The organism is Paenibacillus sp. Pae15 (assembly GCF_024519685.1).
GTDB classification, from domain to species: Bacteria; Bacillota; Bacilli; order Paenibacillales; family NBRC-103111; genus Paenibacillus_G; species Paenibacillus_G naphthalenovorans.
In genome coordinates this window covers 1-19,981 of record NZ_JALJRM010000028.1, presented here as the reverse complement: position 1 = coordinate 19,981, position 19,981 = coordinate 1, and the positions used below count along the sequence as shown (strand labels likewise).

The 19,981-nt window shown below is 50.3% G+C and carries 22 protein-coding genes; 15 read left to right on the top strand and 7 right to left on the bottom strand.

The genetic code is table 11. From position 1 onward, the window contains the following. Positions 1-63: 63 nt before the first annotated feature. A complete protein-coding gene (locus NR121_RS19750) occupies positions 64-972 on the top strand; it encodes a TIGR01777 family oxidoreductase (protein ID WP_074726894.1) in 909 nt (302 codons plus the stop codon). Between the two features lie 6 nt (positions 973-978). Beyond that, positions 979-1,278, top strand: coding sequence for a hypothetical protein (locus NR121_RS19745; protein WP_054818251.1), 300 nt, complete (start codon positions 979-981; stop codon positions 1,276-1,278). A 102-nt stretch (positions 1,279-1,380) separates the two neighbouring features. Here the strand turns inward: NR121_RS19745 and NR121_RS19740 are convergent, their stop codons facing one another. Beyond that, a complete protein-coding gene (locus tag NR121_RS19740) occupies positions 1,381-3,531 on the bottom strand; it encodes a DNA topoisomerase III (protein ID WP_062408701.1) in 2,151 nt (716 codons plus the stop codon). A 281-nt stretch (positions 3,532-3,812) separates the two neighbouring features. On the opposite strand from NR121_RS19740, the gene NR121_RS19735 reads away from it, so the two are divergent. The 11 genes from NR121_RS19735 (at position 3,813) to NR121_RS19685 (ending at position 13,262) form a co-directional block, all read left to right on the top strand. Further along, the gene (locus NR121_RS19735; RefSeq protein WP_074726895.1) at positions 3,813-4,523 is read left to right on the top strand and encodes a class I SAM-dependent methyltransferase; all 711 of its coding nucleotides are present in this window, start codon (positions 3,813-3,815) and stop codon (positions 4,521-4,523) included. Continuing rightward, positions 4,520-5,380 carry a carbon-nitrogen hydrolase family protein gene (locus tag NR121_RS19730; RefSeq protein WP_062408699.1) on the top strand — a complete coding sequence of 287 codons (861 nt, stop codon included), beginning with the start codon at positions 4,520-4,522 and terminating at the stop codon, positions 5,378-5,380. Before NR121_RS19735 ends, NR121_RS19730 begins: the two co-directional genes overlap by 4 nt. Positions 5,381-5,401: 21 nt before the next feature. Continuing rightward, complete coding sequence (locus NR121_RS19725) at positions 5,402-6,082, top strand: GNAT family N-acetyltransferase (protein ID WP_054818252.1); 681 nt, start codon at positions 5,402-5,404, stop codon at positions 6,080-6,082. A gap of 69 nt (positions 6,083-6,151) precedes the next feature. Further along, on the top strand, positions 6,152-6,760 hold the full coding sequence (locus tag NR121_RS19720) for a superoxide dismutase family protein (RefSeq protein WP_254611211.1): 609 nt from the start codon (positions 6,152-6,154) through the stop codon (positions 6,758-6,760). Between the two features lie 407 nt (positions 6,761-7,167). Continuing rightward, complete coding sequence (locus NR121_RS19715; RefSeq protein ID WP_062408697.1) at positions 7,168-8,247, top strand: 2-keto-3-deoxygluconate permease; 1,080 nt, start codon at positions 7,168-7,170, stop codon at positions 8,245-8,247. A gap of 101 nt (positions 8,248-8,348) precedes the next feature. Next, the gene (gene larA / locus NR121_RS19710) at positions 8,349-9,614 is read left to right on the top strand and encodes a nickel-dependent lactate racemase (RefSeq protein WP_054818262.1); all 1,266 of its coding nucleotides are present in this window, start codon (positions 8,349-8,351) and stop codon (positions 9,612-9,614) included. After that, positions 9,611-10,174 carry an SLOG family protein gene (locus NR121_RS19705; protein WP_074726896.1) on the top strand — a complete coding sequence of 188 codons (564 nt, stop codon included), beginning with the start codon at positions 9,611-9,613 and terminating at the stop codon, positions 10,172-10,174. Before larA ends, NR121_RS19705 begins: the two co-directional genes overlap by 4 nt. A 156-nt stretch (positions 10,175-10,330) precedes the next feature. Beyond that, the gene (locus tag NR121_RS19700; protein WP_054818254.1) at positions 10,331-10,795 is read left to right on the top strand and encodes a hypothetical protein; all 465 of its coding nucleotides are present in this window, start codon (positions 10,331-10,333) and stop codon (positions 10,793-10,795) included. A 147-nt stretch (positions 10,796-10,942) separates the two neighbouring features. After that, on the top strand, positions 10,943-11,584 hold the full coding sequence (locus tag NR121_RS19695) for a TVP38/TMEM64 family protein (protein WP_062408694.1): 642 nt from the start codon (positions 10,943-10,945) through the stop codon (positions 11,582-11,584). A 122-nt stretch (positions 11,585-11,706) separates the two neighbouring features. Further along, positions 11,707-11,934 (top strand): hypothetical protein, encoded by a 228-nt coding sequence (locus NR121_RS19690; RefSeq protein ID WP_062408693.1) that lies wholly within the window; start codon positions 11,707-11,709, stop codon positions 11,932-11,934. A 170-nt stretch (positions 11,935-12,104) separates the two neighbouring features. Then, the gene (locus tag NR121_RS19685) at positions 12,105-13,262 is read left to right on the top strand and encodes a DUF418 domain-containing protein (RefSeq protein WP_256831828.1); all 1,158 of its coding nucleotides are present in this window, start codon (positions 12,105-12,107) and stop codon (positions 13,260-13,262) included. A 95-nt stretch (positions 13,263-13,357) separates the two neighbouring features. Here NR121_RS19685 and NR121_RS19680 read toward each other — a convergent pair whose 3' ends face one another. From NR121_RS19680 to NR121_RS19665, 4 genes are all read right to left on the bottom strand, one after another. Further along, on the bottom strand, positions 13,358-13,669 hold the full coding sequence (locus NR121_RS19680; RefSeq protein WP_074726898.1) for a hypothetical protein: 312 nt from the start codon (positions 13,667-13,669) through the stop codon (positions 13,358-13,360). A gap of 147 nt (positions 13,670-13,816) precedes the next feature. Then, entirely contained in the window at positions 13,817-14,269 is a 453-nt protein-coding gene (locus NR121_RS19675) for a DUF1284 domain-containing protein (RefSeq protein WP_054819412.1), read from the bottom strand. 14 nt (positions 14,270-14,283) lie between these two features. Continuing rightward, entirely contained in the window at positions 14,284-15,978 is a 1,695-nt protein-coding gene (locus NR121_RS19670; protein WP_256831826.1) for an ATP-binding cassette domain-containing protein, read from the bottom strand. Then, on the bottom strand, positions 15,969-16,802 hold the full coding sequence (locus NR121_RS19665) for an energy-coupling factor ABC transporter ATP-binding protein (RefSeq protein WP_062408688.1): 834 nt from the start codon (positions 16,800-16,802) through the stop codon (positions 15,969-15,971). The genes NR121_RS19670 and NR121_RS19665 overlap by 10 nt, the downstream gene beginning before the upstream one ends. A 124-nt stretch (positions 16,803-16,926) precedes the next feature. On the opposite strand from NR121_RS19665, the gene NR121_RS19660 reads away from it, so the two are divergent. Then, a complete protein-coding gene (locus NR121_RS19660; RefSeq protein WP_054819416.1) occupies positions 16,927-17,526 on the top strand; it encodes a biotin transporter BioY in 600 nt (199 codons plus the stop codon). 91 nt (positions 17,527-17,617) lie between these two features. Here the strand turns inward: NR121_RS19660 and NR121_RS19655 are convergent, their stop codons facing one another. Then, a complete protein-coding gene (locus NR121_RS19655) occupies positions 17,618-18,217 on the bottom strand; it encodes a YitT family protein (RefSeq protein ID WP_062408686.1) in 600 nt (199 codons plus the stop codon). A gap of 445 nt (positions 18,218-18,662) precedes the next feature. Here NR121_RS19655 and NR121_RS19650 point away from each other — a divergent pair, with 445 nt between their 5' ends. After that, the gene (locus NR121_RS19650; RefSeq protein ID WP_074726901.1) at positions 18,663-19,742 is read left to right on the top strand and encodes a Bug family tripartite tricarboxylate transporter substrate binding protein; all 1,080 of its coding nucleotides are present in this window, start codon (positions 18,663-18,665) and stop codon (positions 19,740-19,742) included. 49 nt (positions 19,743-19,791) lie between these two features. Here the strand turns inward: NR121_RS19650 and NR121_RS19645 are convergent. Next, positions 19,792-19,981: hypothetical protein (locus NR121_RS19645; protein ID WP_256831824.1), on the bottom strand; the 190-nt coding region annotated here is incomplete at its 5' end.

Below are 19,981 nucleotides of genomic sequence, written 5' to 3'. Positions count from 1 at the left end.
GAGCTTACATTTTGATATATAATGAGTCTCATAGCAAATTTTACGATTGAGCGGAGGAAAAGCATGAAAGTGGCCATTGCAGGGGGAACAGGCTTTATAGGAAAACACCTGACCCAATATTTTTTAGATAAAAAGACAACCGTCTTACTCATCTCCAGGCAAAAGCACAAATCCGAGCATCCGCTAATCCGCAATATCACATGGGAAGAACTGGAAAAAAACGTAAAACCTCTCGAAGGGGTCGATGCGATCGTCAATTTGGCGGGTGAAACCATTAACCAACGGTGGACGCCAAAGGCCAAGGAGCGCATCCTGCAATCGCGGTTGGATTCCGTCGAGCGGGTACGAAGCATCATCGAACGTATGGAAAACAAACCGGTGCTGATCAATGCCTCGGCCGTAGGGATCTATGGCAGCTCGGAAAATGCCAGCTTTACGGAAGAAAGCGATCTTAACGTAAATGATTTCCTGTCCAATGTTGCGGATAAATGGGAAGCCGCGGCGGAGTTGATTCCGGATATTCGCGTTGTTCTTCTGCGGATCGGAGTGGTGCTCGCCAAGGACGGAGGGGCATTTCCGAAAATGAGCCTCCCTTTCAAGTTCGGCTTAGGCGGCCGTATCGGCAGCGGCAAGCAGCTGCTGTCCTGGATTCATATTCGTGATCTCGTCCGACTGATCGAATTCTGTATTGAAAAGGAAGACATCGAAGGACCGGTGAATGCCACGGCGCCGCAGCCTGTTACCAATGACGAGTTCGGAAGACAGCTGGCCAAATTCATGAATAAGCCGTATGGATTTCCGCTTCCTTCCTTCGTGTTGAAGCTCATGTTTGGAGAAATGTCGATGCTGCTGCTGGAAGGACAAAGGGTTATTCCGGATGTGGCGATTAACCAAGGGTTTCAATTTCATTTCCCGGTGCTTGAGATGGCGTTAAAGGATCTGTTGGATCCAGAGATCAAGGCGGTGAAGTAAAGGATTATGATTGCTTATGGGGGTACAGAGCTGAAAGAGCTGCGATTTGAGCGGATGGAAGCCCGCATCGAACCGAGAGATGAGCAATGGATCGATGTCGAGGTGCGCTTCCGGTTGGCCGACGGAGCAGTGCCGCCGGAAGGAATTGAAGAGCTCAGCGCATTGCTCGTTTGTACGCATGACGGCGAGATCTTTGATATCGTGCCGCAGGACGAAGGGCGGGATTGCGAGTTTCGCTTCACGGAATCGGAGAAGCAGCAGCTTAGGTCGTTCTATGAGCGGGAGGTAAGGCATCGGATCGGTTAAGCGGATCGGGGATGAAAACGTTTGGACCAAGTAAAAAGGGTTGTCATTGAGCTGACAACCCTTTTTTTCATCCTGCATTGGAGAGAAATTTGTGCTCCGCCGCTATTCCTGTTTTTTCTGCAGTGCGGCCCTGAACGCTTCTTCGAGGCTGGAGGTCAGCTCCACATTGTCACTATACTGCTTGGCTAACTGCGCTTGCTGGCGCTTCGCCGCGCGCCCGCCTTTGCTGCCCGATTCGCCAAGCATCTCTATAACGTTGCATGGACGGCACTGGGCATATTTGCCCGCTTTCCCCATATGAATTTCCATCTTTTTGCGGCATTGAGGGCAGCGTTTATTGGATAACGGCACCTCGGCTGCGCGCTTGTAAGAGCATTCCCGGCTGCTGCAAACCAGCATCTTTCCGCGTTTGCCCTTGATCTCCTGGAGCGGGTTGCCGCAATCAGGACAGCGGGAGCTCGTCAAATTGTGAGGCTTGTATTCCGCTGCGCTTGCTTTAACCTGATTCACGATGGCTTGCGTTTGTTTACGGATGCTTTCCATGAAGGCATCGGCGTCGCCTTTTCCTTTGGATATCCGCTCCAGTTCCTGCTCCCATGCGGCAGTAAGCTCATGGGAGCGAAGCTCGGGCACGACAAGCTCGATCAATTGAACGCCTTTGCCGGTAGGCTGCAGCGTGTTCATCCGCCGTTCGATCGTATCGGTCTGCAGAAGCTTCTCTATAATGTCCGCCCGTGTGGCCGGTGTCCCGAGGTTGTGCTTCTCCATGTGCGACAGCAAAGCTGCTTCCGTATAACGGCTTGGCGGTTTGGTCGTCTGCTTCTGTAAGCTCAGCCGGATCTCTTTCAGTTCCAGGCCTTCTTGAAGCGGTGGAAGCGATTGGCGGGAAGAAGTGTCATCCTCCGCAGCATCTTCCACTTCATCGTCAGCAGCCATTGAATCGGCTTCATACAGCGTTTTCCAGCCCGCTTCACGTGTAATCCGGCCCTTGGCATGAAAGCTTTCACCGCCGATATCAACGGTAACGGACGTTTCGTCATACCGGAAGGCAGGGTAAAACAGCGCGATAAACCGGCGTACGATCATGTCATAAAGCTTTCGCTCATCTGCGGTCAAGCTTTGCAGCTGCGGGCGCTCATCGGTAGGGATGATCGCATGGTGGTCGGATACTTTGCTGTCGTCTACTATGCGCTTCGTTACCGGCAGCGGCTTGTTCCCCAGCGGTTTGACCCAGGCAGCGTAAGGCGGTAGCTGCAGCGCCTTAAGCCGATCCGGCAGCGTGGATACCATATCCGATGAAAGGTACCGGGAATCGGTTCTCGGGTAGGTGACCAGCTTGTGCTGCTCGTACAACCGCTGAAGCACATTCGATGTCTGCTTGGCCGTAAATCCGAATCTCTTGTTCGCATCACGCTGCAGTTCCGTCAAATCGTAAGCGAGCGGATGGGGCTCGGTTTTCTCCGTTACCTTCAACCGGGATATTTTGGCGGAACGAACGGTGTTCAGACGATTCAGCAGCGCGTCGGCCGCCGATTTGTCGAACAGGCGCCCGTCCGGCTGCGATTGGCTTCGCCACACGGCTTGGAATGAGCCGAACTGTGCGCGCAGCATCCAATAATCTTTGGCCTGGAACGCTTTAATCTGCCGTTCGCGATCCATCAGAGCCGCCAGCGTAGGCGTTTGCACCCGTCCGGCGGCCAGCTGTGCGTTATGCTTGCAGGTTAATGCGCGCGTAATATTGAGTCCGATCAGCCAATCGGCTTCCGCGCGGCATACCGCAGAACGGTAGAGCGGATCGTAGGAGGGACCCGGCTTGAGCGAAGCGAATCCTTCGCGGATAGCCTTATCCGTCTGCGACGAGATCCAGAGCCGCTTGAACGGTTTTCTCCAGCGGATCATCTCCATGATCCATCGGGCCACCAATTCGCCCTCGCGTCCTGCGTCTGTAGCAATGATCAGCTCTTTCAGATCGCTGCGGCCGGCCAATTGGGCGATGGCTTTGAATTGAGGCGCCGTCTCCCGAATGACCTTCAGCTTCATGCGCTTCGGAAGCAGCGGAAGATCTTCAAGGTTCCAGCTTTTGTACTTTGGGTCGTATTCCTCCGGCTCGGCAAGCGTGACCAAATGTCCCAATGCCCAAGTGACTACATAGGAGGGACCTTCTATATAGTGCTTATGCTTCTGTGTACAGCCGAGCACACGGGCGATTTCTTTGGCCACGCTTGGCTTCTCCGCAAGAACTAATGATTTCATAAATGCTCCTTTCCGTTATCCGCTCACAAAAAACTGCCTTCCTCGAATCCTCAGTATACAACAGTTGTTCCCTCCGATAAAGCCTGCGGAATTTCGTCGGATCATGTCAAACTGTTCATGAACCATGGATGAAATAGCTGACGCTTGGATTTTCGGCCAGTTGTGGCGGTACTCCCTGGAAATGAGAGTTCACTTGAAAGACACATCGTAGTTTTCTGCCGCTGATGATGGTATAATGATCGAACAAACGCCACCATCTGGAAGTGAGTGAATCCGGCTGCATGAATGTGAAGGAACTATTCGGAAATATGGACATTCATTTGTTCGACCAGCTGCTCAAAGGCCGGATCGTCCCGGGCATGCGCATTCTTGATGCGGGCTGCGGAGAGGGACGCAATCTGGTCTATTTCCTGCAGGAAGACTATGACGTATTCGCCGTGGACCGGTCGGAGCAGGCGATTCGCAAGGTTCGCGAGCTGGCCCTGGAACTGAATAACGAGCTGCCGCCGGATCAGTTTCGTGTGGAATCGGTAGAGAAGCTGAGTTTCGCCAACGGTACGTTTGATGTCGTGATTTCCTGTGCCGTGCTGCATTTTGCGGAAGACGAACGTCACTTCCAGCGGATGGTCTCGGAGATGTGGCGTGTGCTCAAACCGGGCGGTTTATTTTTTGCGCGTCTGGCCTCCACGATCGGAATGGAGAATCAGGTCCGTCCGCTCGGTGGGAATCGCTTTGAGCTGCCCGACGGCAGCGAAAGGTATCTGGTAGACGCCGGAGCGCTTCACCGCATGGCGGAGAAATTGCACGGCCAGTTCGTGGATCCGATCAAGACCGTACAGGTGGAAGGGCAGCGATCCATGACCGTCTGGTGCATGAAAAAACCGCACATATTGTTTTTCGACCCGATTCAGGATATCCTTGAAGGAACAACAGAAGAGGAGCCCGGTTCAGACGGGTCCATAATGGACATAACGGAAAGGAGAACAACATGAAATTAAGAGTATCGGCAGTTCAATATCACCTGCATACCATTAACAGCTTTGAGGAGTTTGCCTCCCAAGTGACTCATTATGTCAAAACCGCAGAGGAATTCGAATCGGATTTCGTATTGTTCCCCGAGCTGTTCACAACGCAATTGATGTCGATCGGCAAAGACGGAAGCAAAAAGGCGCTTTCGATCGAAGAGCTGCCTTCATATACGGAGAAGTACATGGAATTGTTCAAGTCTTTAGCGGCGGAAACCGGGATGCATATCATCGGGGGAACGCATATCATCGAAGAGCAGGGCAAGCTGTTCAATACGGCGTTTCTATTTTATCCCGATGGCAAGGTAGGGGAGCAGCGGAAACTGCATATTACCCCTACAGAAGTGAAAGAATGGAATATGCAGGCCGGAGACGGAATTCACGTTTTTGATACCGATAAAGGCCGCATCGCGATGCTGATTTGCTATGATATGGAGTTCCCGGAAATTGTCCGGATGGCCAAAGCGCGCGGAGCGGACGTTCTGTTCTGTCCTTCCTGCACGGATGACCGGCACGGCTTTCACCGGGTGCGGTATACTTGTCATGCGCGTACGATTGAGAATCAGGTGTACGTTGTCACAACGGGTACTGTCGGGTCGCTGCCGACGGTTGATTTTATGCGCGGCAATTACGGACAGGCGGCGATCATTACGCCTAACGACGTTCCTTTTCCGCCGGGCGGCATCATGACGGCTGGTGAAATCAATGCCGATATGGTCATTACCGGAGATCTCGATCTGACATTATTGTACGAGGTTCGGGAGAAAGGTTCCGTCACGACGTGGAGAGACCGCCGGACGGACTTGTATACGGATTGGAGTTAAAGGCTAGGGAGGAGCGGTAAGATGGCTTTTTACCGTAAGGAACTTTACGTGTTTGAACAGGATCGTTCCGTCAAGGCAACGATCCGCTCCTATACGGAGAATGATTTTGAAGGCTTGATCCGGATTCAACAGGAAAGCTTCCCGCCGCCTTTTCCTTCGGAGCTGTGGTGGAACGAAGAACAGTTGAGCAACCACGTGAGGTTATTTCCCGAGGGTGCGCTTTGTGTGGAAATCGAGGGGGAATTGGCCGCTTCGATAACCGGGCTGCGGGTGAATTTCGATCCCGCTCACGCGGACCATACATGGGAGGAAATGACGGACGGCGGTTATATCCGCAATCATGATCCCAATGGAAACACATTGTATATCGTCGATATTTCGGCCCGGCCTGCATACAGGAAGCTGGGACTTGGCAAATGGTTGATGATGTCGATGTACGAGGTTGTCGTGCAGCTCAAGCTGGTACGGCTGCTTGGCGGCGGCCGTCTTCCCGGCTATCACAAGTATGCGGATTCGATGCCGGCAGAGGTGTATGTGCGCCATGTGCTTGACGGGAAGCTGAAGGACCCGGTGATGACATTTCTGCTGCGCTGCGGCCGTACGCCGGTCAAGCTGGTGGAAAACTATCTGGAAGACGAAGAGTCCCATAATTATGCGATGCTGATGGAATGGCGGAATCCGTTTATACAGCAGAGCGGATAATGAGGTTTAGAGCTCCCCAAATTGGTTACAATGATCAATTGTACAAGTAACCGTTAGGAGGGAGCTTTTTTGAATTTTAAAGCGTATATTGCTGCAGCGGCCATAGCATTGCTATTGATGCTGGTCGGCTGTCAAGCAGATCCTCGTGCATGGTTCGGCGCAGGCGGCGAACCAAAGGATCAACAACACGAAATGAATGACAGCGAGGCGGTCATGGCTCAAGAAACCAAGGATGAGGTCCATGTGCAGCTGATCGGTCTTGAAGGCAAACCGATTGGCCAAGCCAGGCTTACTCAGGTGAGCGAAGGGGTTCGTATTGAGCTGGAATCGGAGCATTTGACACCGGGCCAGCACGGCTTTCACGTTCATGAGAACGGCAAATGCGAGGCGCCGGATTTCAAATCGGCAGGAGGTCATTTCAACCCGCAAGGACACCAGCACGGTATGGGAAACGCTCAAGGCTCGCATGCCGGTGATCTTCCGAATCTGGAAGCGAATCCGGAAGGCAAGGTGAAATTCGAATATGTCGCAAAGCAGCTGACGCTGGTGCCGGATCAGCCGAACTCGCTGCTGAAATCCGGAGGGACTTCCTTGATCATTCATGAAAAGGCGGACGACAATAGGACTGAACCGGCTGGAAATGCAGGCGCCCGGATTGCTTGCGGCGTTATCCGATAGCGCCGGCAGAACAATCGGGGGCAATGACGAAGGCGGAGCGGGATCCGGACTAAGGTACGGGAAATCTTGGAGTAAACGGGTATACGGATTGAAAGGGGCTGCTCATAAAGCAGTCTTTTTTCGTGTGGATTAGACAAAAAACTGCTGCGGCAGGCTTTTTTATTGGATCTTCCCTCATCAGCGGAGTGTTGTAAAATTAAACTATTTCATTCATTTAATAGTATTTATTATTGATTTAGTAGTATAATCCGAATAGAAAGGCTCTCTTTCTTTCAATCGTTGAGTTTAAAATGGCACAAACCGGTGCGGGTGCATCGCTTGTGTGATGTCAATTTTCCCCATCGATTTGTAAGCGCGTTCATCAAACCCATTTATTTAAGCAGGTTATTTTTAACGGAGGGATCAATATGCAGATCAAAAAGACAATTGAAAAGGTACCCGGCGGACTGATGGTTGTCCCGCTGCTGTTCGGCGCTTTGTTAAATACCATTGATCAAATGCACATTCCATGGATTATGAATGCGCTTAAAGCACTGGGGGTGGCCCCCAATGCTAAAGGATACTACGAGTTTATGAGAATCGGGGGATTTTCGGAAGCGCTGTTCACGACTGGAGCTTTGACGCTTATTGCTTTGTTCTTATTTTGCGCAGGCAGCCAGATGAATCTGAAAGTGGGCGGGAGATCTCTTAAAAAAGGAATCATTCTAACGCTAACGAAGTACGCGGTCGGAGTCGCTGTCGGTTTTGCATTAGGCTCCATGTTTGATCCGATGTCCGGATTGCTGGGGCTTTCAACGGTAGCGATTATCGGGGCCATGACTAATGGAAACGGGGGCATGTATGTCGCTTTGACCGGGCAATACGGGAATCGTTCAGATGTCGGTGCGGTATCTGTTCTTTCCCTTAACGACGGTCCGTTCTTCACTTTGATGGCCCTGGGGTTAATGGGGGCGAACTTCCCTGTGATCGCTTTTATTGCGGTTTTGCTGCCGATTGCGATCGGTATGATTCTCGGTAATCTCGATCCGGACATCAGGGAATTCTTGAAGCCGGGTGAAACCCTCCCTGTTCCGTTTTTTGCTTTTGCGTTAGGGGCAGGAATGAATTTAGCGAACTTCTTTAATCCGGAAGTTGTTGGCGCGGGGCTGCTTTTGGGAATAATGACAACCGTGTTAACAGGTGCAGGAATGGTTCTGGCGTTGAAATTATTCCGGGAGAAAAGCACTATCTCCGGTTGGGCAGAAGCAAGTACGGCCGGTAATGCTGCAGGAACACCAGCCGCAATCGCAGCCGCAGCAGCCGTATCCGCATCCACGGGGGCGATGGCTCCGGAAATGGCTAAAGCCTATGCCGACCTTGTTCCCATTGCTACGGCTCAAATTTCAATAGCAACGCTGTCTACGGCTTTAATGTGTCCGCTTGCGGTCATTTTGTGGGATAAATATCAAAAAAGCAGGGGAATCGACGGACGTCTCGACGATATTTAATAGGCAGATCTACAGAGTCCCTTGGCGAACCAAGGGTTTCTTTATTCCATCCATCCCTGTTAAAATGAAATAGACAGATGTTCGAAAGCGAGGACGACTTGATGAAGACAACTCTTTTGTATGGGACGGAAGGCTTAACGATTGAGGTACCGGATCATTCGGTGATTGTAGAGCCTAAGCATTTAGATGGATTGAAGGATGAAAAGAAGGCCGTTCAGGACGCATTGAGGCATCCGATCGGAACACCTCCCCTTCGGGAAATGGTGAAAGAAACCGATACGGTAGCGATTGTCATCAGCGACATCACAAGACCTACACCGAATCACAAGCTGGTTCCGTGGCTGATAGAGGAGCTATCGCATGTCCCTCACCGAAATTTTGTCATTATTAACGGGACAGGTACGCATAGGGATCAGACGAGAGAAGAGTTTGTACAGATGTTAGGCGAGTGGGTCGTAGAAAATATCCGCATTGTGAACAATCGCTGTCATGATAAAGATGCCTTAGTGAATGTAGGAAGAAGCCAATTCGGGTGCGATGTATACCTGAACAAGGATTATGTAGATGCCGATTTTCGCATCGTGACGGGTTTTATCGAGCCCCACTTTTTCGCCGGTTTTTCGGGCGGGCCGAAAGGGATCATGCCGGGGATTGCCGGGATTGAAACGATTCAAACCTTTCACAATGCCCGAATGATCGGTGACCCGTTAGCCACATGGGGGAATATGAAGAATAACCCGCTGCAGGATATGACCAGAGAAGTGAACCGGTTGTGCAAGCCTCATTTTATGCTCAATGTTACCCTGAACGGAAAGAAAGAGATAACCAATGTCTTTGCTGGAGAACTTTTCGAGGCCCATGATCAGGGATGCGCTTTCGCTAAAGAACATGCGATGATTCGTTGTCATGAGCGATTTGATGTGGTCATCACTTCGAATTCGGGATATCCTCTGGATCAGAACTTATACCAGGCTGTCAAAGGGATGAGCGCGGCTCATAAAATCGTTAAAAAGGGCGGTACGATCATCTCTGCCGCCGAATGCCGGGACGGATTGCCAAACCACGGAAATTATGCGGCTATCCTGCAAATGCGTAAAACGCCGCAAGAAATTTTAGAGATGATTAACGATGACAGCTTCCAAATGTTCGACCAGTGGCAAGTCCAAAAACAGGCTGTAATCCAGGTATGGGCCGATGTATATGTGTATTCCACGCTGCCGGATGAAGATGTTCGAAAAGCGATGTTTAAACCGACCGCTGATATTGAGCAAACGCTTGAAGAGCTGAAGCAAAAATACGGGCCAAACATGACGGTGGCTGTCCTGCCTTTAGGTCCATTGACGATCCCTTATGTGGAGGAAGGATGAAAACTCTTCTCGTAACGGGGTACCGTGCGCATGAGCTCGGCATCTTCGACCAGAAGCATAAAGGGATCGTATTTATTAAAAAAGCGATTGAGGCCAGGATTGTCCCTCTTGTGGAAGAGGGATTGGAGTGGGTGCTTACTCCGGGGCAGTACGGCGTAGATTTGTGGGCATGCGAAGTCATCATCGGACTGAAAAAAAGGTATCCGCATTTAAAGCTTTCCATCGTATCGGCGTATCTTCATCCCGAGGAGAAGTGGAAAGAGGATAAACAAAATTACTACCGTGACATTCTAAAAGACGTTGATTACTATGGCGCGGTAAGTAAGCAGCCTTATCATGGCGTATGGCAGTTAAAGGCCAGAGACGACCTGCTGCTCAGAAAATCGGACGGTATTCTTCTTTTCTATGATGAAGACGCCGGAGAGGCAAGCCCGAAATACTTCAAACAAAAAGCGCTTAGAAAGCAGGAAGAAGAGGGGTATCGTTATTTGAGCATCACCGCCGAAGATGTTCAAAGTATCGCGGATGAAGAACAGCGGAGCCTGCTCGATACCTATTAAAGCCGGAATGGACGGCTGGTCATGTCCGATTCCTCCTTTTGCCGGGAATAAGGGGATCGGCTTGCTTAGGGACAAATTTTAACAGATGGGTCATACTCCTGTCATAATTTTTGTGTACAATGAGCAGCATATGACACTTAAAGGAGGCATCGACTGATGACAACCCTGCAGCAAGCGCATCCGCCGCGTCATTTTTCCATACAAGAGATTTTGAAGGTACCCGGACTGGATATTTATCAGCAGATGGTCTGTGTGGTATTAAGCACTTATGTCAATATGGCCGCCACGGGCATTCCTTCGGTTGAAGAGATTGCCGCTCAAGGGCGAATGAGCACCAAGGAGGCGACCACCGCTCTGCAGCAGTTAGCTGAGCAGAAGGTGCTGCCGCATAAAGTATTCCGGGACATCGTAGGGGATTTTGGCGACAATCGGTTGTCATGGGCGGCAAAAGGCTTGCTGCTCTACCTCCAGGATCACCCGCGGGCAACCCTGCAGGAGCTAATGGACATCTCCGCGAATGATAAAGAAGCGATCCGTCAAGAATTGGAGAACCTGAGACGGTACGGTTATATTGACGAAGAGAACGAGGCTTTGATAGCCGATTTAAAAGAGGCGATCTAACGGTAATCCATTCGCATACACGTAAAAACAATCAAGACGTCTGGCCACAGGCGTCTTATTTTGTTGCCGCGGGGAGAAAAAGGGTGAATTTTCGAAAAGAGGCATGATGTGGTATGATAGAGGCTATAACACTCCGGGAGAAAGTGAATGGTTAAAAAACTGGGCTTAGCGGTTCTCTATCTGGGGATTGCTTATCTGATTTATATTTACGGGGAAGTCATTCTAGCATGGTTTCAGCATTCTACGAATATCGCATTGATAATGCTCATCGCCACTATCATGGCTTTATTTCCCGTTATTCCGTATCCCATAGTCGGAGGAGTGATCGGTGCTGCTTTTGGCCCTGTTCTTGGAGGGGTCGTAACGTGGATAGGCTCTGTTTCCGCTTCTATTCTGATGTTCTTGTTTATCCGCTACGGATATCAGGAATGGGGGGAAAGGGTGCTGCATCGCCATAACAGCCTGGGCAAAATCACAGTGCTTTTTGAAAAAAATGCGTTTGTGACGATCCTGTTTACCCGGTTGATTCCTTTTATACCCTCGATCATTGTAAATGCCTATTCGGCTTTAAGCCGTGTATCGTTTGCCGCTTATGCTACAGCTTCGTCATTAGGCAAAATACCGTCCATGCTGTTATTTGCATGGATTGGAGACAGCTTGATGACGGAGCCCGAAAATATCGTAGTCACGATTGCGGTGTATAGTATTTTTCTTGCGGTTACTTTATCTGTCCATCAACGATGGAGAAAGAACAGGGCGCCGGAGATGCCTGATCAGGAAATGACATAGCTTCAAGAGCAGCAGTCCCAGAGAAAAAAACTGGGCTGCATTCAAAATTTTTGATACGATATGAACTGGACATGGCTGTTGATGTTCCATACATAACGCAAAACGAACTTAGGAGTGGCACTATGGAGAATGAAATTCAATTGGCTGTAGAAAAAATCGAGCAGCTTAATATTCGTAATCAAAGAGCGATGATGGAATTAATCAAACGAAGCTTGAAGATGAATGATGATGAGTTTAATAAAGAACTGCTGCTGGCCTACGCCCATCAAAATCCTGTTCATATTCTGGAAGTGGCGGTAGCTCTCCAATATGAAGAGATCATTAAAGCTCTGCCGGAAAAATTCAATTAACCAGACATGATCGATGATATGGACTACAAGAATGGATTAAGGATACTCCAAGCCGCCCGGCGGCAGTCGGATATCCTTATTTATTTTTCCGCGGAAGTGTCTTATCTTATATCTCATAGTGCTTGCTAAACAGTGATCACATTCTATAAACCGATGGGGAGAACTTGAATATGCACAATCTGCAGGGTGACAGCAAAGAAAGATTAAGGGAGGTAGATATTGTGCGCGGATTTGCCGTATTGGGCATCTGCGTGGTCAATATACCGGAGATGCTCGGCAATGGGGTCGCTTTTGAATCGGAGTATACCGGCTCCAATGCCTTATTCCGGCTCCTCTACGATATGTTTATCCAGACCAAGTTTTATACGCTATTTGCTTTTTTATTCGGGTTGAGCTTTTATTTGTTCATGCGCAGTGCAGAGCGGCGGGGCTTCGCTGCCAAGAAAATGATGACCAGGAGACTGCTGCTCCTTCTTATCGTCGGTATTGTCCATGGGGTCTTGATATGGTTCGGGGATGTGCTGCATGTCTACGCCATACTGGGGTTCATCCTTCTGCTTTTCTATAGAAGGAAGGAGAAGACCGTTCTGATCTGGAGCCTGAGTCTGCTTGTTCTCTCCGGGCTCATCACTGTCGCAACCACCTTGCTCGCCATTTTATTTGTTCCGGATGAGCTGAGCAAACCTATTTTTCAGACCGTTCCGGACCTGGCACAGCGCATCGGCTTTTTGCTTACCTACAGCACGTTGAATATATTCCTGAAAGGCCCTGAGATCGCAGGCTTGTTCCTGCTGGGTCTATATGCCGGCAAGAAGGGCTGGTTCGAGGGCAATGGGCTTTCGGCGGACAGGCTGAAATGGATGCAGTGGATCTCGCTCTCCTTATCGATCCTCTTCTTTATTCCGATGGTATATTACTATGTTTCAGGATCCATTTATAATCCGAACTATGTTTACCATTATACGTTCTTGTCCGGCAAATCCATGGCCGTATTTTATTTTTGTACGCTGATGCGTCTGATTCGTCATCCCGGCGAACAAAGATTCAAAGGGTTGGGCGCGGTCGGCCGAATGGCTTTCACGAATTACCTGACGCAGTCCGTTATAACGATGCTTATTCTTTATGTGTTTTTGAGGCAGGACAGTTCATGGCCTCTGTGGATTTGTTTTATTTACTCCGTACTTCTATTTTGGCTTCAAGCCTGGTGGAGCCGGGCCTGGCTTCGCCGCTACCGCATGGGGCCGCTGGAATGGGCATGGCGTGCAGGTACCTATGGGTATTTCCCGTCCCTTCGGGAGAAGCCGGCGGAGTTGAAGCAGGCCGAATAATTGTTTTATATCGGTTTTATAAGCGAATCAGAGGCGGCTCCTATGCTCATCGGGCCCAGGGACTGCCTTTGATTCTAAGATATCGTGTCAACAGCCTAATCGTACTTGGCATCTTCTATTCTGGTTTTATGGTCGACAATGAGTTCGGCTTCGGTCTCAAAATTTAAATGCAGCGGTGCGGGAAGCAGGTCGAGAATCTCCTGGATCATGGGCAGCTCCAAAAATTCCTCCAGCGTTTGCGGCTGTGGATCCAATTCATAAGTCCAGTCGCTTAAGGCATCGATAAAAAGATAAAAAGAAGATTCAAATTCATTGGCGGTTTCCTCGGCATCCTCATGCCTCGACCCCGACATGGCGTTCCAGTTTCTTAAAGTAACGTCTAACGCCTGTTTCACTTTTGCGTCCATCCCATACCTCCTGAAAAGACATAACCGTTCATCATTCTACATTATATAATACATAGCTCGTGTTACCAGTTTTTAATTATTCCAAGGAGCGGGTCCTTATGAAAGAGGACATCAATAAGGCGCTTCGACCGGACTTTGAGCCGGGGTTTATCCCTTCGGGGATGAGCCTCCCGATCCAACGCTTGGCAGCGGAGCCAGGCCGCTTCCTGCAGCGACACGGGCGACCCCTTCTTCGCAAACTCCGTAAGGCAGCCAAGGGCATGATGCGCATATGCGCGGGATGTCCCCGGGCATCATGCGCTTTTCCAGAAGCTGAAGGATATCCTGCCACGCGATCTCTACGCCCGGCGCTAATCCGAGCCGCTCTAACACCGTGTCATCCCGATCATGCACACTGGTCGTCTCACAGTGATTGGGATTGTCATCCGGATAGCAGCTGCAGAGATCGTCGCTGCCGCGCACGATTGTGACCATCGTTGCCGGTTCTGTTCGAAGCTTCTCGTAGATTTTCGTCATATTGCTTGTGAATTCTGGAGAATATCCCATTCCCCGAAATCCCAGCAAGCAAAGTAAATGATGGCCGCGTAATCGAAGAACCATTCGTCATCCTCCTTTTAACCTGACAAACGTATCCCTATGAGTATGAAGAAAAAGATCGTGCTGATGAGCACAGCCATCTTGTCCCATCGTCCTTCCGCTTTAACCGCCGGCACATGCTGTGGAGATCCGGTCATATATCCTTTCATCTCCATGGCCAGAATGAGTTCTTCTACGGCTTGAAATAACGAGATCAGCAGCGGAATAACGAACACCGGGATCTCTCTCATACCGATCGGTCCACGTCTGGAGGCCCGTTTGCCGCGCGCTTTGGCGATCATGGCAAACCGCTCCGTTTCTTCAATGATAAGAGGGATGAAGCGCAGCACAAGAGAAGCGGCCAATGCCAGCATTTCGGTGGGCGCCTTGATTCGTTTCAGCGGGCGCAGCGCGATCTCGAGCCCTTGCTTCATATGGGAAGTGCTGGTGGACAGCGTGAAAACAAGGCCGATTAAAGTAATTTCAAAAAAGGTGAACAATCTGCGCAAGGTTTCCCGGGCGGATTCAACGGAAAAACCGAGCCTGTCCGTCCAAGGAATTCCTTGTCCAAAACTGATCTGGATGCCTGAGGTCAAAACCGCTATGGCCATGAACCACAGTAGAGGCTTGGACATTCGCTTCAGCTTCCGGCGATCCTCCGGAAGGAGCAGCGACAGGCATAAGGCGGCGAACAGCAGGGCAACCCATAAGCCTTTCCACTGCTGCTGAAGTATGATCCCCACTGAGATCAGCATATAGATCATCCACTTTAACTTGGCATCCATGCTGTATATAAAGCTTTTGACCGGCCGGTCCGCTGCCTGGCTCCGAGGTTGGGCAGGCTGATAACCTGTCGGCGGGGTATTCTGTGTCGAACGCACCTGCGGCTGCTGCGGCATGCCGCATATCTCACGGGCAAGTGTGCCCGCTACTTGCTGCGGCGTTAAGGCACCGGACGGAATGGGAAGCCCTGCCTCGCGCAGCGATTCGGCAACCTTCATCGCGTCGGTAAGGCCGATACCGGTTTGAACCAGCAGCTGCGGGTTCGTATACAGCTCCTTGGGCGTCAGGTCTGCGACTACTTGTCCGTGCTCCATCAGGAGAACCCGGTCAGCGATCGGCAAAAATGCGTCCAAATCGTGAGTAGCGAGCACGATGCCCCTTCGCCGCTTCCACTGAGCAAGCTCCTCCTTCAGCCGGGCCAGCGAGCTTCCGTCCAAGCCTGCCGACGGCTCGTCCAGCAGCAGCCATGGGGTTTCGGGCGCCATGATGGTAGCGAGAGCCACCCGCCGTTTTTGTCCTCCGCTAAGAATAAAAGGGGAGAGGGACAGATATGAAGTGGGGAGCCGTTGTCCTTCCATGGCGGCGGCGGTGCGGCGAAGCTTTTCCGGCTTCGGGAGACGGTAAGCTCTTAAAGAGTAATCAAACTCGCCTTGAACGGTACGGGCGAACAGCTGATGCTCGGGAAACTGAAAAGCCAGGACGCTGCGAAGCAAAAGCTGACGATCAATCCGTCCTTGCTTCCATAAAGGGAGATCATCATAAAATACGTTGCCTTCGATGTTTTCCGTCAAGCCGGCCAGCGAGCGCAGCAAAGTCGATTTACCTGAACCCGCCTTGCCGATGACAAGCGTCATCGTCCGGTCTTGAACGGTACAATGAATGTTATTCAAAATAGTGCCGGTCCGCCCGTGATCCGTAAATACCGTAAGTCCGCTTACTTTTATCGGCATAAGCTCACCACGGCCTGACTTAATTGCTGGGGGAATAAGGGCCTGACAGGCAGCTCATGCCCGAGCCTGTGCAAAGCGCGGGCAACTTGCACAACATAAGGCGGCTCGAAGCCGAACCGCTCGCATGGGCTCGGTTCATCGGATAGGCCTTTCCCGTAAAAAAACTGTTCACATGTTCCATCAAAAGCGATGCGCCCCTGATCGAGCAGCAGCACCCTCTGCACAAAGCAAAGCTCCTCCATGCGATGGGTGACCCAAACGATCGTATGCCCTGACCTTTGGAGCTTGGCGGTTGCCTCCAGCACGGCCTCGCGGGAGTTGGGGTCCAGCATCGAGGTAGCCTCATCAAAAAGAATGACGTCTGCGCCGGCGGCCAGACAGCAGGCCATGTTCAAAAGCTGCTTTTGTCCGCCTGAGAGGGATTTGACCGGAGCGTCGGGCGGTAACGATAAACCGACCTCGTTCAGCAGACGGAGCATGTTCGATTCCCGTTCGGCAAGGGTGCGATCTTGGGTATCCCGCATACTTAAATGCATTTCTTCATCAATGGTTTCACCCAGGATTTGTGTTTCCGGATTTTGCAGCACCATATGTACCGAATGACCTTGCGCGACGATCAGCCGCCCTTCCGATATGGGGCTCAATCCGGCCATTACTTTGGAAAGCGTGCTTTTACCGCTTCCGTTGTTTCCAATGACGGCTGTCCATGAGCCTTTAGCCAGCTCCAGGGAAATCTGGTCCAGGGCCGGCCGTTCTGAAGCGCCGCCGAGATAATCGACGGTCACTCGCTCCAGTTGAATCACAGGTTGAGAAATTGCAGTCATCGGTCTATCCATTCCTTTATCAGCATGCTATAATGCGTATTGCATATTGTTAACCTAACCTATGTTGATGGGGTTGACAATCAAATTATCTAATACTTTATCATAATGAAGGGAAGTAACACAATTGGCAAAAACGTTAACTTTAAGAGGCGTTGCTTTCAGCGCCTTATTCGCAGCTCTAGTCGTTGTTTTCGGTTATGTCAGCATTCCGCTCGGGTTTACCCCGGTGCCGATCACGCTGCAAACATTGGCGGTTATGCTGGCCGGAGGATTACTTGGTGCACGCTACGGCTTTTTCAGCATGATGATCGTCGTTGTCCTGACCGCGCTCGGGTTTCCTTTGCTTCAAGGCAAAGGAGGCCTGCCGGCAATTCTCGGACCTACAGGAGGCTACGTGATCATGTGGCCGTTCGCTGCGCTTCTTATTGGGCTTTTGGTCAGTAAAGTACGCAGCAGCGGGTGGCCCGGATATGTGCTCGTCTTTCTGATTATGGAAGGCTTCGGCTCTTTGCTCTTGTATGTGACAGGGGTTCCATGGCTTGCCCATGCCGCAGGGTTTTCCATGAATAAAGCGATAGCGTTAGGATTTTATCCTTATCTTATCGGCGATGTAATTAAAGCCCTTGCCGCAACCGCAATCACCGTTTCCCTGCGGCAGGTATTCCCTCAGGCCCGCTTGACCGGCCATGGCCATGGTGCTGTCCGTCAAAGCCTGCCGAAATAAACACAAAGCTGCCCTTCTTGGGCAGCTTTTCCCGATTACGGAGAACCTGGCTGCAGGAATCGGAATGCTTGTTTCGTCAAATCAAAGCCTCTTACTGAAAAGACGGCTTGTTATCCTTAGCAGGTATCCTGTTGGATAACAAGCCGACCACGTAAACGCCAAAAGCGCTAAAAGCGGTTAAGATCAAGGAAAATAAGGTCTCTCTTCCTCCGATGATAAAAAGGCTCAACGGATATACTGAAGCATCGATGAAAAAAATGGATTTGCTAAGCGAGAACCCGTAACGCAGATTGAGCATCTTGCCAAGCAAAGATCCGCCTCCCAAGCTGGCGTTCAGCTTCGCGAGAATGCCCAGGGAAATTCCCATCCAAAAGCCGCCGACGATACTGCCGATCCAGATATTCTGGATTCCAAAAGGGATGATAAAATCCTGCAATAATCCGACGGCCAGGGAAAACACGATCATGCTTGCCACCGATTTGTAAAATAAATCACGGTATTTAAAAAAGGCGTAAATGAAAAGCGGTAAATTGAAAAGCAGTAGGCTTAAACCGATATTTGTATGAAAAATATAGTAGGATAATTGGCTTAAACCGGTGATTCCACCGTTCATAATGTAGTTAGGAACGGCAAAAAGCAGATTTCCTATGGCAAAAATGAGGATTGCCACGATTAATAGTACATTGCGCATAAATACACCATCCGGGATATGAAATAGGTTTTATGTGCTATTGTAGCATATTATGGTTCACATTTGTTGAAAAAGCTTAGCCGGAACACCGTTCCCCGGTCCGACTAAGCTTTTTTGCTGTTGAAGATCGAGCGAATGATCCGTGACGTTCTTTTTCCGCCAGGTATCCTTATCAGCAGCACGGAACGATGAGGCCGGCTTTTATGCGGTCTATCCATGAACTGTCCAAGCGTCATTGATTCTTTACTCATGTGATCACCCCGTAAATGGTTATTTAAAAGCATATGCCGGAGTGGCTTTGTCCTATGTATAAAAAATTCGGTAATTGAAGCGGTTCAAGAATTGCGCAGCCGGATCCGGCATATGGATATGGTAAGGTTCAGGCGGAGTCTTTCCGGCTGGCCCGCGTACGTTTAACCATTTTAAGCGAGAAGGGGTACACAGGATGAAAAAAATGATCACACTTGGTTTGGCTGCGGTTCTGGCTTTTACAATAGCCGCATGCAGTTCCTCCACGCAAACATCGGGCACGAATGGAGGAGCCTCGAATCATCCCGCCGATCACAAGCAGGCTAACGGCAATGCAAATGCCAATCCAACGGGGACGGCGGCTGCCTGGTCTCCCGCCAAATCGATTGAGGTTGTCGTGCCTGCCGGAGCAGGCGGAGGGTGGGATACGACCGCGCGTATGGCGGCGAAGGTGCTGGAGGAACAAAACATCATCGGGCAAAGCATGGGCGCTGTCAACAAGGCCGGCGGCGGCGGTGCGGTGGCCTGGGCCGGCGTGCATGCGAAAAAAGGAGATAATCATACGTTATTTGTTACATCCCCGCCGATTATTTTCGTGCATCTGAACGGTCAATCGCAATTTAGTTTTCGCGATTTCACTCCGATTGCCAACCTGATTACCGATTACGGTTCATTTGTCGCCAGAGCGGACGCCAAGTGGAACAATTTAAACGAATTGTTTGACGATATGAAGAAGGACCCCGCTAAAATTACCGTTGTCGGCGCATCGGCACCCGGCAGTATGGACCATATGCAGTTCATTAAGGTAGCGAAAGCAGCCGGTGTGGATATTAGAAAAATCAAGTATGTTTCGATACAAGACGGGGGTGCACTGCCTGCTCTCTTGAATGGAAGCGTTGACATTTACTCTACCGGCATTGCGGAATCGGTGGAGCAGGTACGGGCAGGAAAAGTAAAAGTGCTTGGAATTACATCGGAGAAAAGGCTTTCGGGTGATGGCATATCCGAATTTAAAACAGCGAAGGAGCAGGGAATCGATGCGACATTCGAAAATTGGCGCGGTTTTTTCGGTCCTCCCGGAATGGACCCCAATGCACTCGCATACTATGAAGCGAAATTCAAGGAATTAAACACGAACTCCGCCTGGGTGGAAATACGCCAGAAATACGGCTGGAACGAACTGTTCTTAACCGGCGAAGAGTATAAAGCATACCTGGAGAAGGAAGAAGCAGCACTTAAACAACTGCTGGATGAGCTTGGCCTGATAAAAAAATAAATTGGTGGAAGTCAATGTTCGGGTTACCTACCCTTACATTGACTTCGTTTTAAAAAGGGATGGTGAATGATTGTTGTTCAAGACAGCCAATCAAAAAATCGCTTCCGTTTTGCTGATCGTGTCCATTGTCTTTCTTTATTACAGCTTTAAATTGCCTAAATTCCCCTATGTCAACGTAGATTCTGGTAGTGTCAAGAAGTTTGTGTAACGTAGTAGATATATCCAGAAGTGGTTGCGTG

Excerpts from the sequence above, each read along its gene's own strand:
- NR121_RS19740 (WP_062408701.1), bottom strand. The coding sequence starts at position 3,531 with ATGAAATCATTAGTTCTTGCGGAGAAGCCAAGCGTGGCCAAAGAAATC.
- NR121_RS19650 (WP_074726901.1), top strand. The coding sequence starts at position 18,663 with ATGAAAAAAATGATCACACTTGGTTTGGCTGCGGTTCTGGCTTTTACA.
- NR121_RS19715 (WP_062408697.1), top strand. The coding sequence starts at position 7,168 with ATGCAGATCAAAAAGACAATTGAAAAGGTACCCGGCGGACTGATGGTT.
- NR121_RS19735 (WP_074726895.1), top strand. The coding sequence starts at position 3,813 with ATGAATGTGAAGGAACTATTCGGAAATATGGACATTCATTTGTTCGAC.
- NR121_RS19750 (WP_074726894.1), top strand. The coding sequence starts at position 64 with ATGAAAGTGGCCATTGCAGGGGGAACAGGCTTTATAGGAAAACACCTG.
- larA (WP_054818262.1), top strand. The coding sequence starts at position 8,349 with ATGAAGACAACTCTTTTGTATGGGACGGAAGGCTTAACGATTGAGGTA.
- NR121_RS19655 (WP_062408686.1), bottom strand. The coding sequence starts at position 18,217 with ATGCGCAATGTACTATTAATCGTGGCAATCCTCATTTTTGCCATAGGA.
- NR121_RS19675 (WP_054819412.1), bottom strand. The coding sequence starts at position 14,269 with ATGGTTCTTCGATTACGCGGCCATCATTTACTTTGCTTGCTGGGATTT.
- NR121_RS19725 (WP_054818252.1), top strand. The coding sequence starts at position 5,402 with ATGGCTTTTTACCGTAAGGAACTTTACGTGTTTGAACAGGATCGTTCC.
- NR121_RS19695 (WP_062408694.1), top strand. The coding sequence starts at position 10,943 with ATGGTTAAAAAACTGGGCTTAGCGGTTCTCTATCTGGGGATTGCTTAT.
- NR121_RS19690 (WP_062408693.1), top strand. The coding sequence starts at position 11,707 with ATGGAGAATGAAATTCAATTGGCTGTAGAAAAAATCGAGCAGCTTAAT.
- NR121_RS19730 (WP_062408699.1), top strand. The coding sequence starts at position 4,520 with ATGAAATTAAGAGTATCGGCAGTTCAATATCACCTGCATACCATTAAC.
- NR121_RS19745 (WP_054818251.1), top strand. The coding sequence starts at position 979 with ATGATTGCTTATGGGGGTACAGAGCTGAAAGAGCTGCGATTTGAGCGG.
- NR121_RS19680 (WP_074726898.1), bottom strand. The coding sequence starts at position 13,669 with ATGGACGCAAAAGTGAAACAGGCGTTAGACGTTACTTTAAGAAACTGG.
- NR121_RS19670 (WP_256831826.1), bottom strand. The coding sequence starts at position 15,978 with ATGCCGATAAAAGTAAGCGGACTTACGGTATTTACGGATCACGGGCGG.
- NR121_RS19700 (WP_054818254.1), top strand. The coding sequence starts at position 10,331 with ATGACAACCCTGCAGCAAGCGCATCCGCCGCGTCATTTTTCCATACAA.
- NR121_RS19705 (WP_074726896.1), top strand. The coding sequence starts at position 9,611 with ATGAAAACTCTTCTCGTAACGGGGTACCGTGCGCATGAGCTCGGCATC.
- NR121_RS19665 (WP_062408688.1), bottom strand. The coding sequence starts at position 16,802 with ATGACTGCAATTTCTCAACCTGTGATTCAACTGGAGCGAGTGACCGTC.
- NR121_RS19685 (WP_256831828.1), top strand. The coding sequence starts at position 12,105 with ATGCACAATCTGCAGGGTGACAGCAAAGAAAGATTAAGGGAGGTAGAT.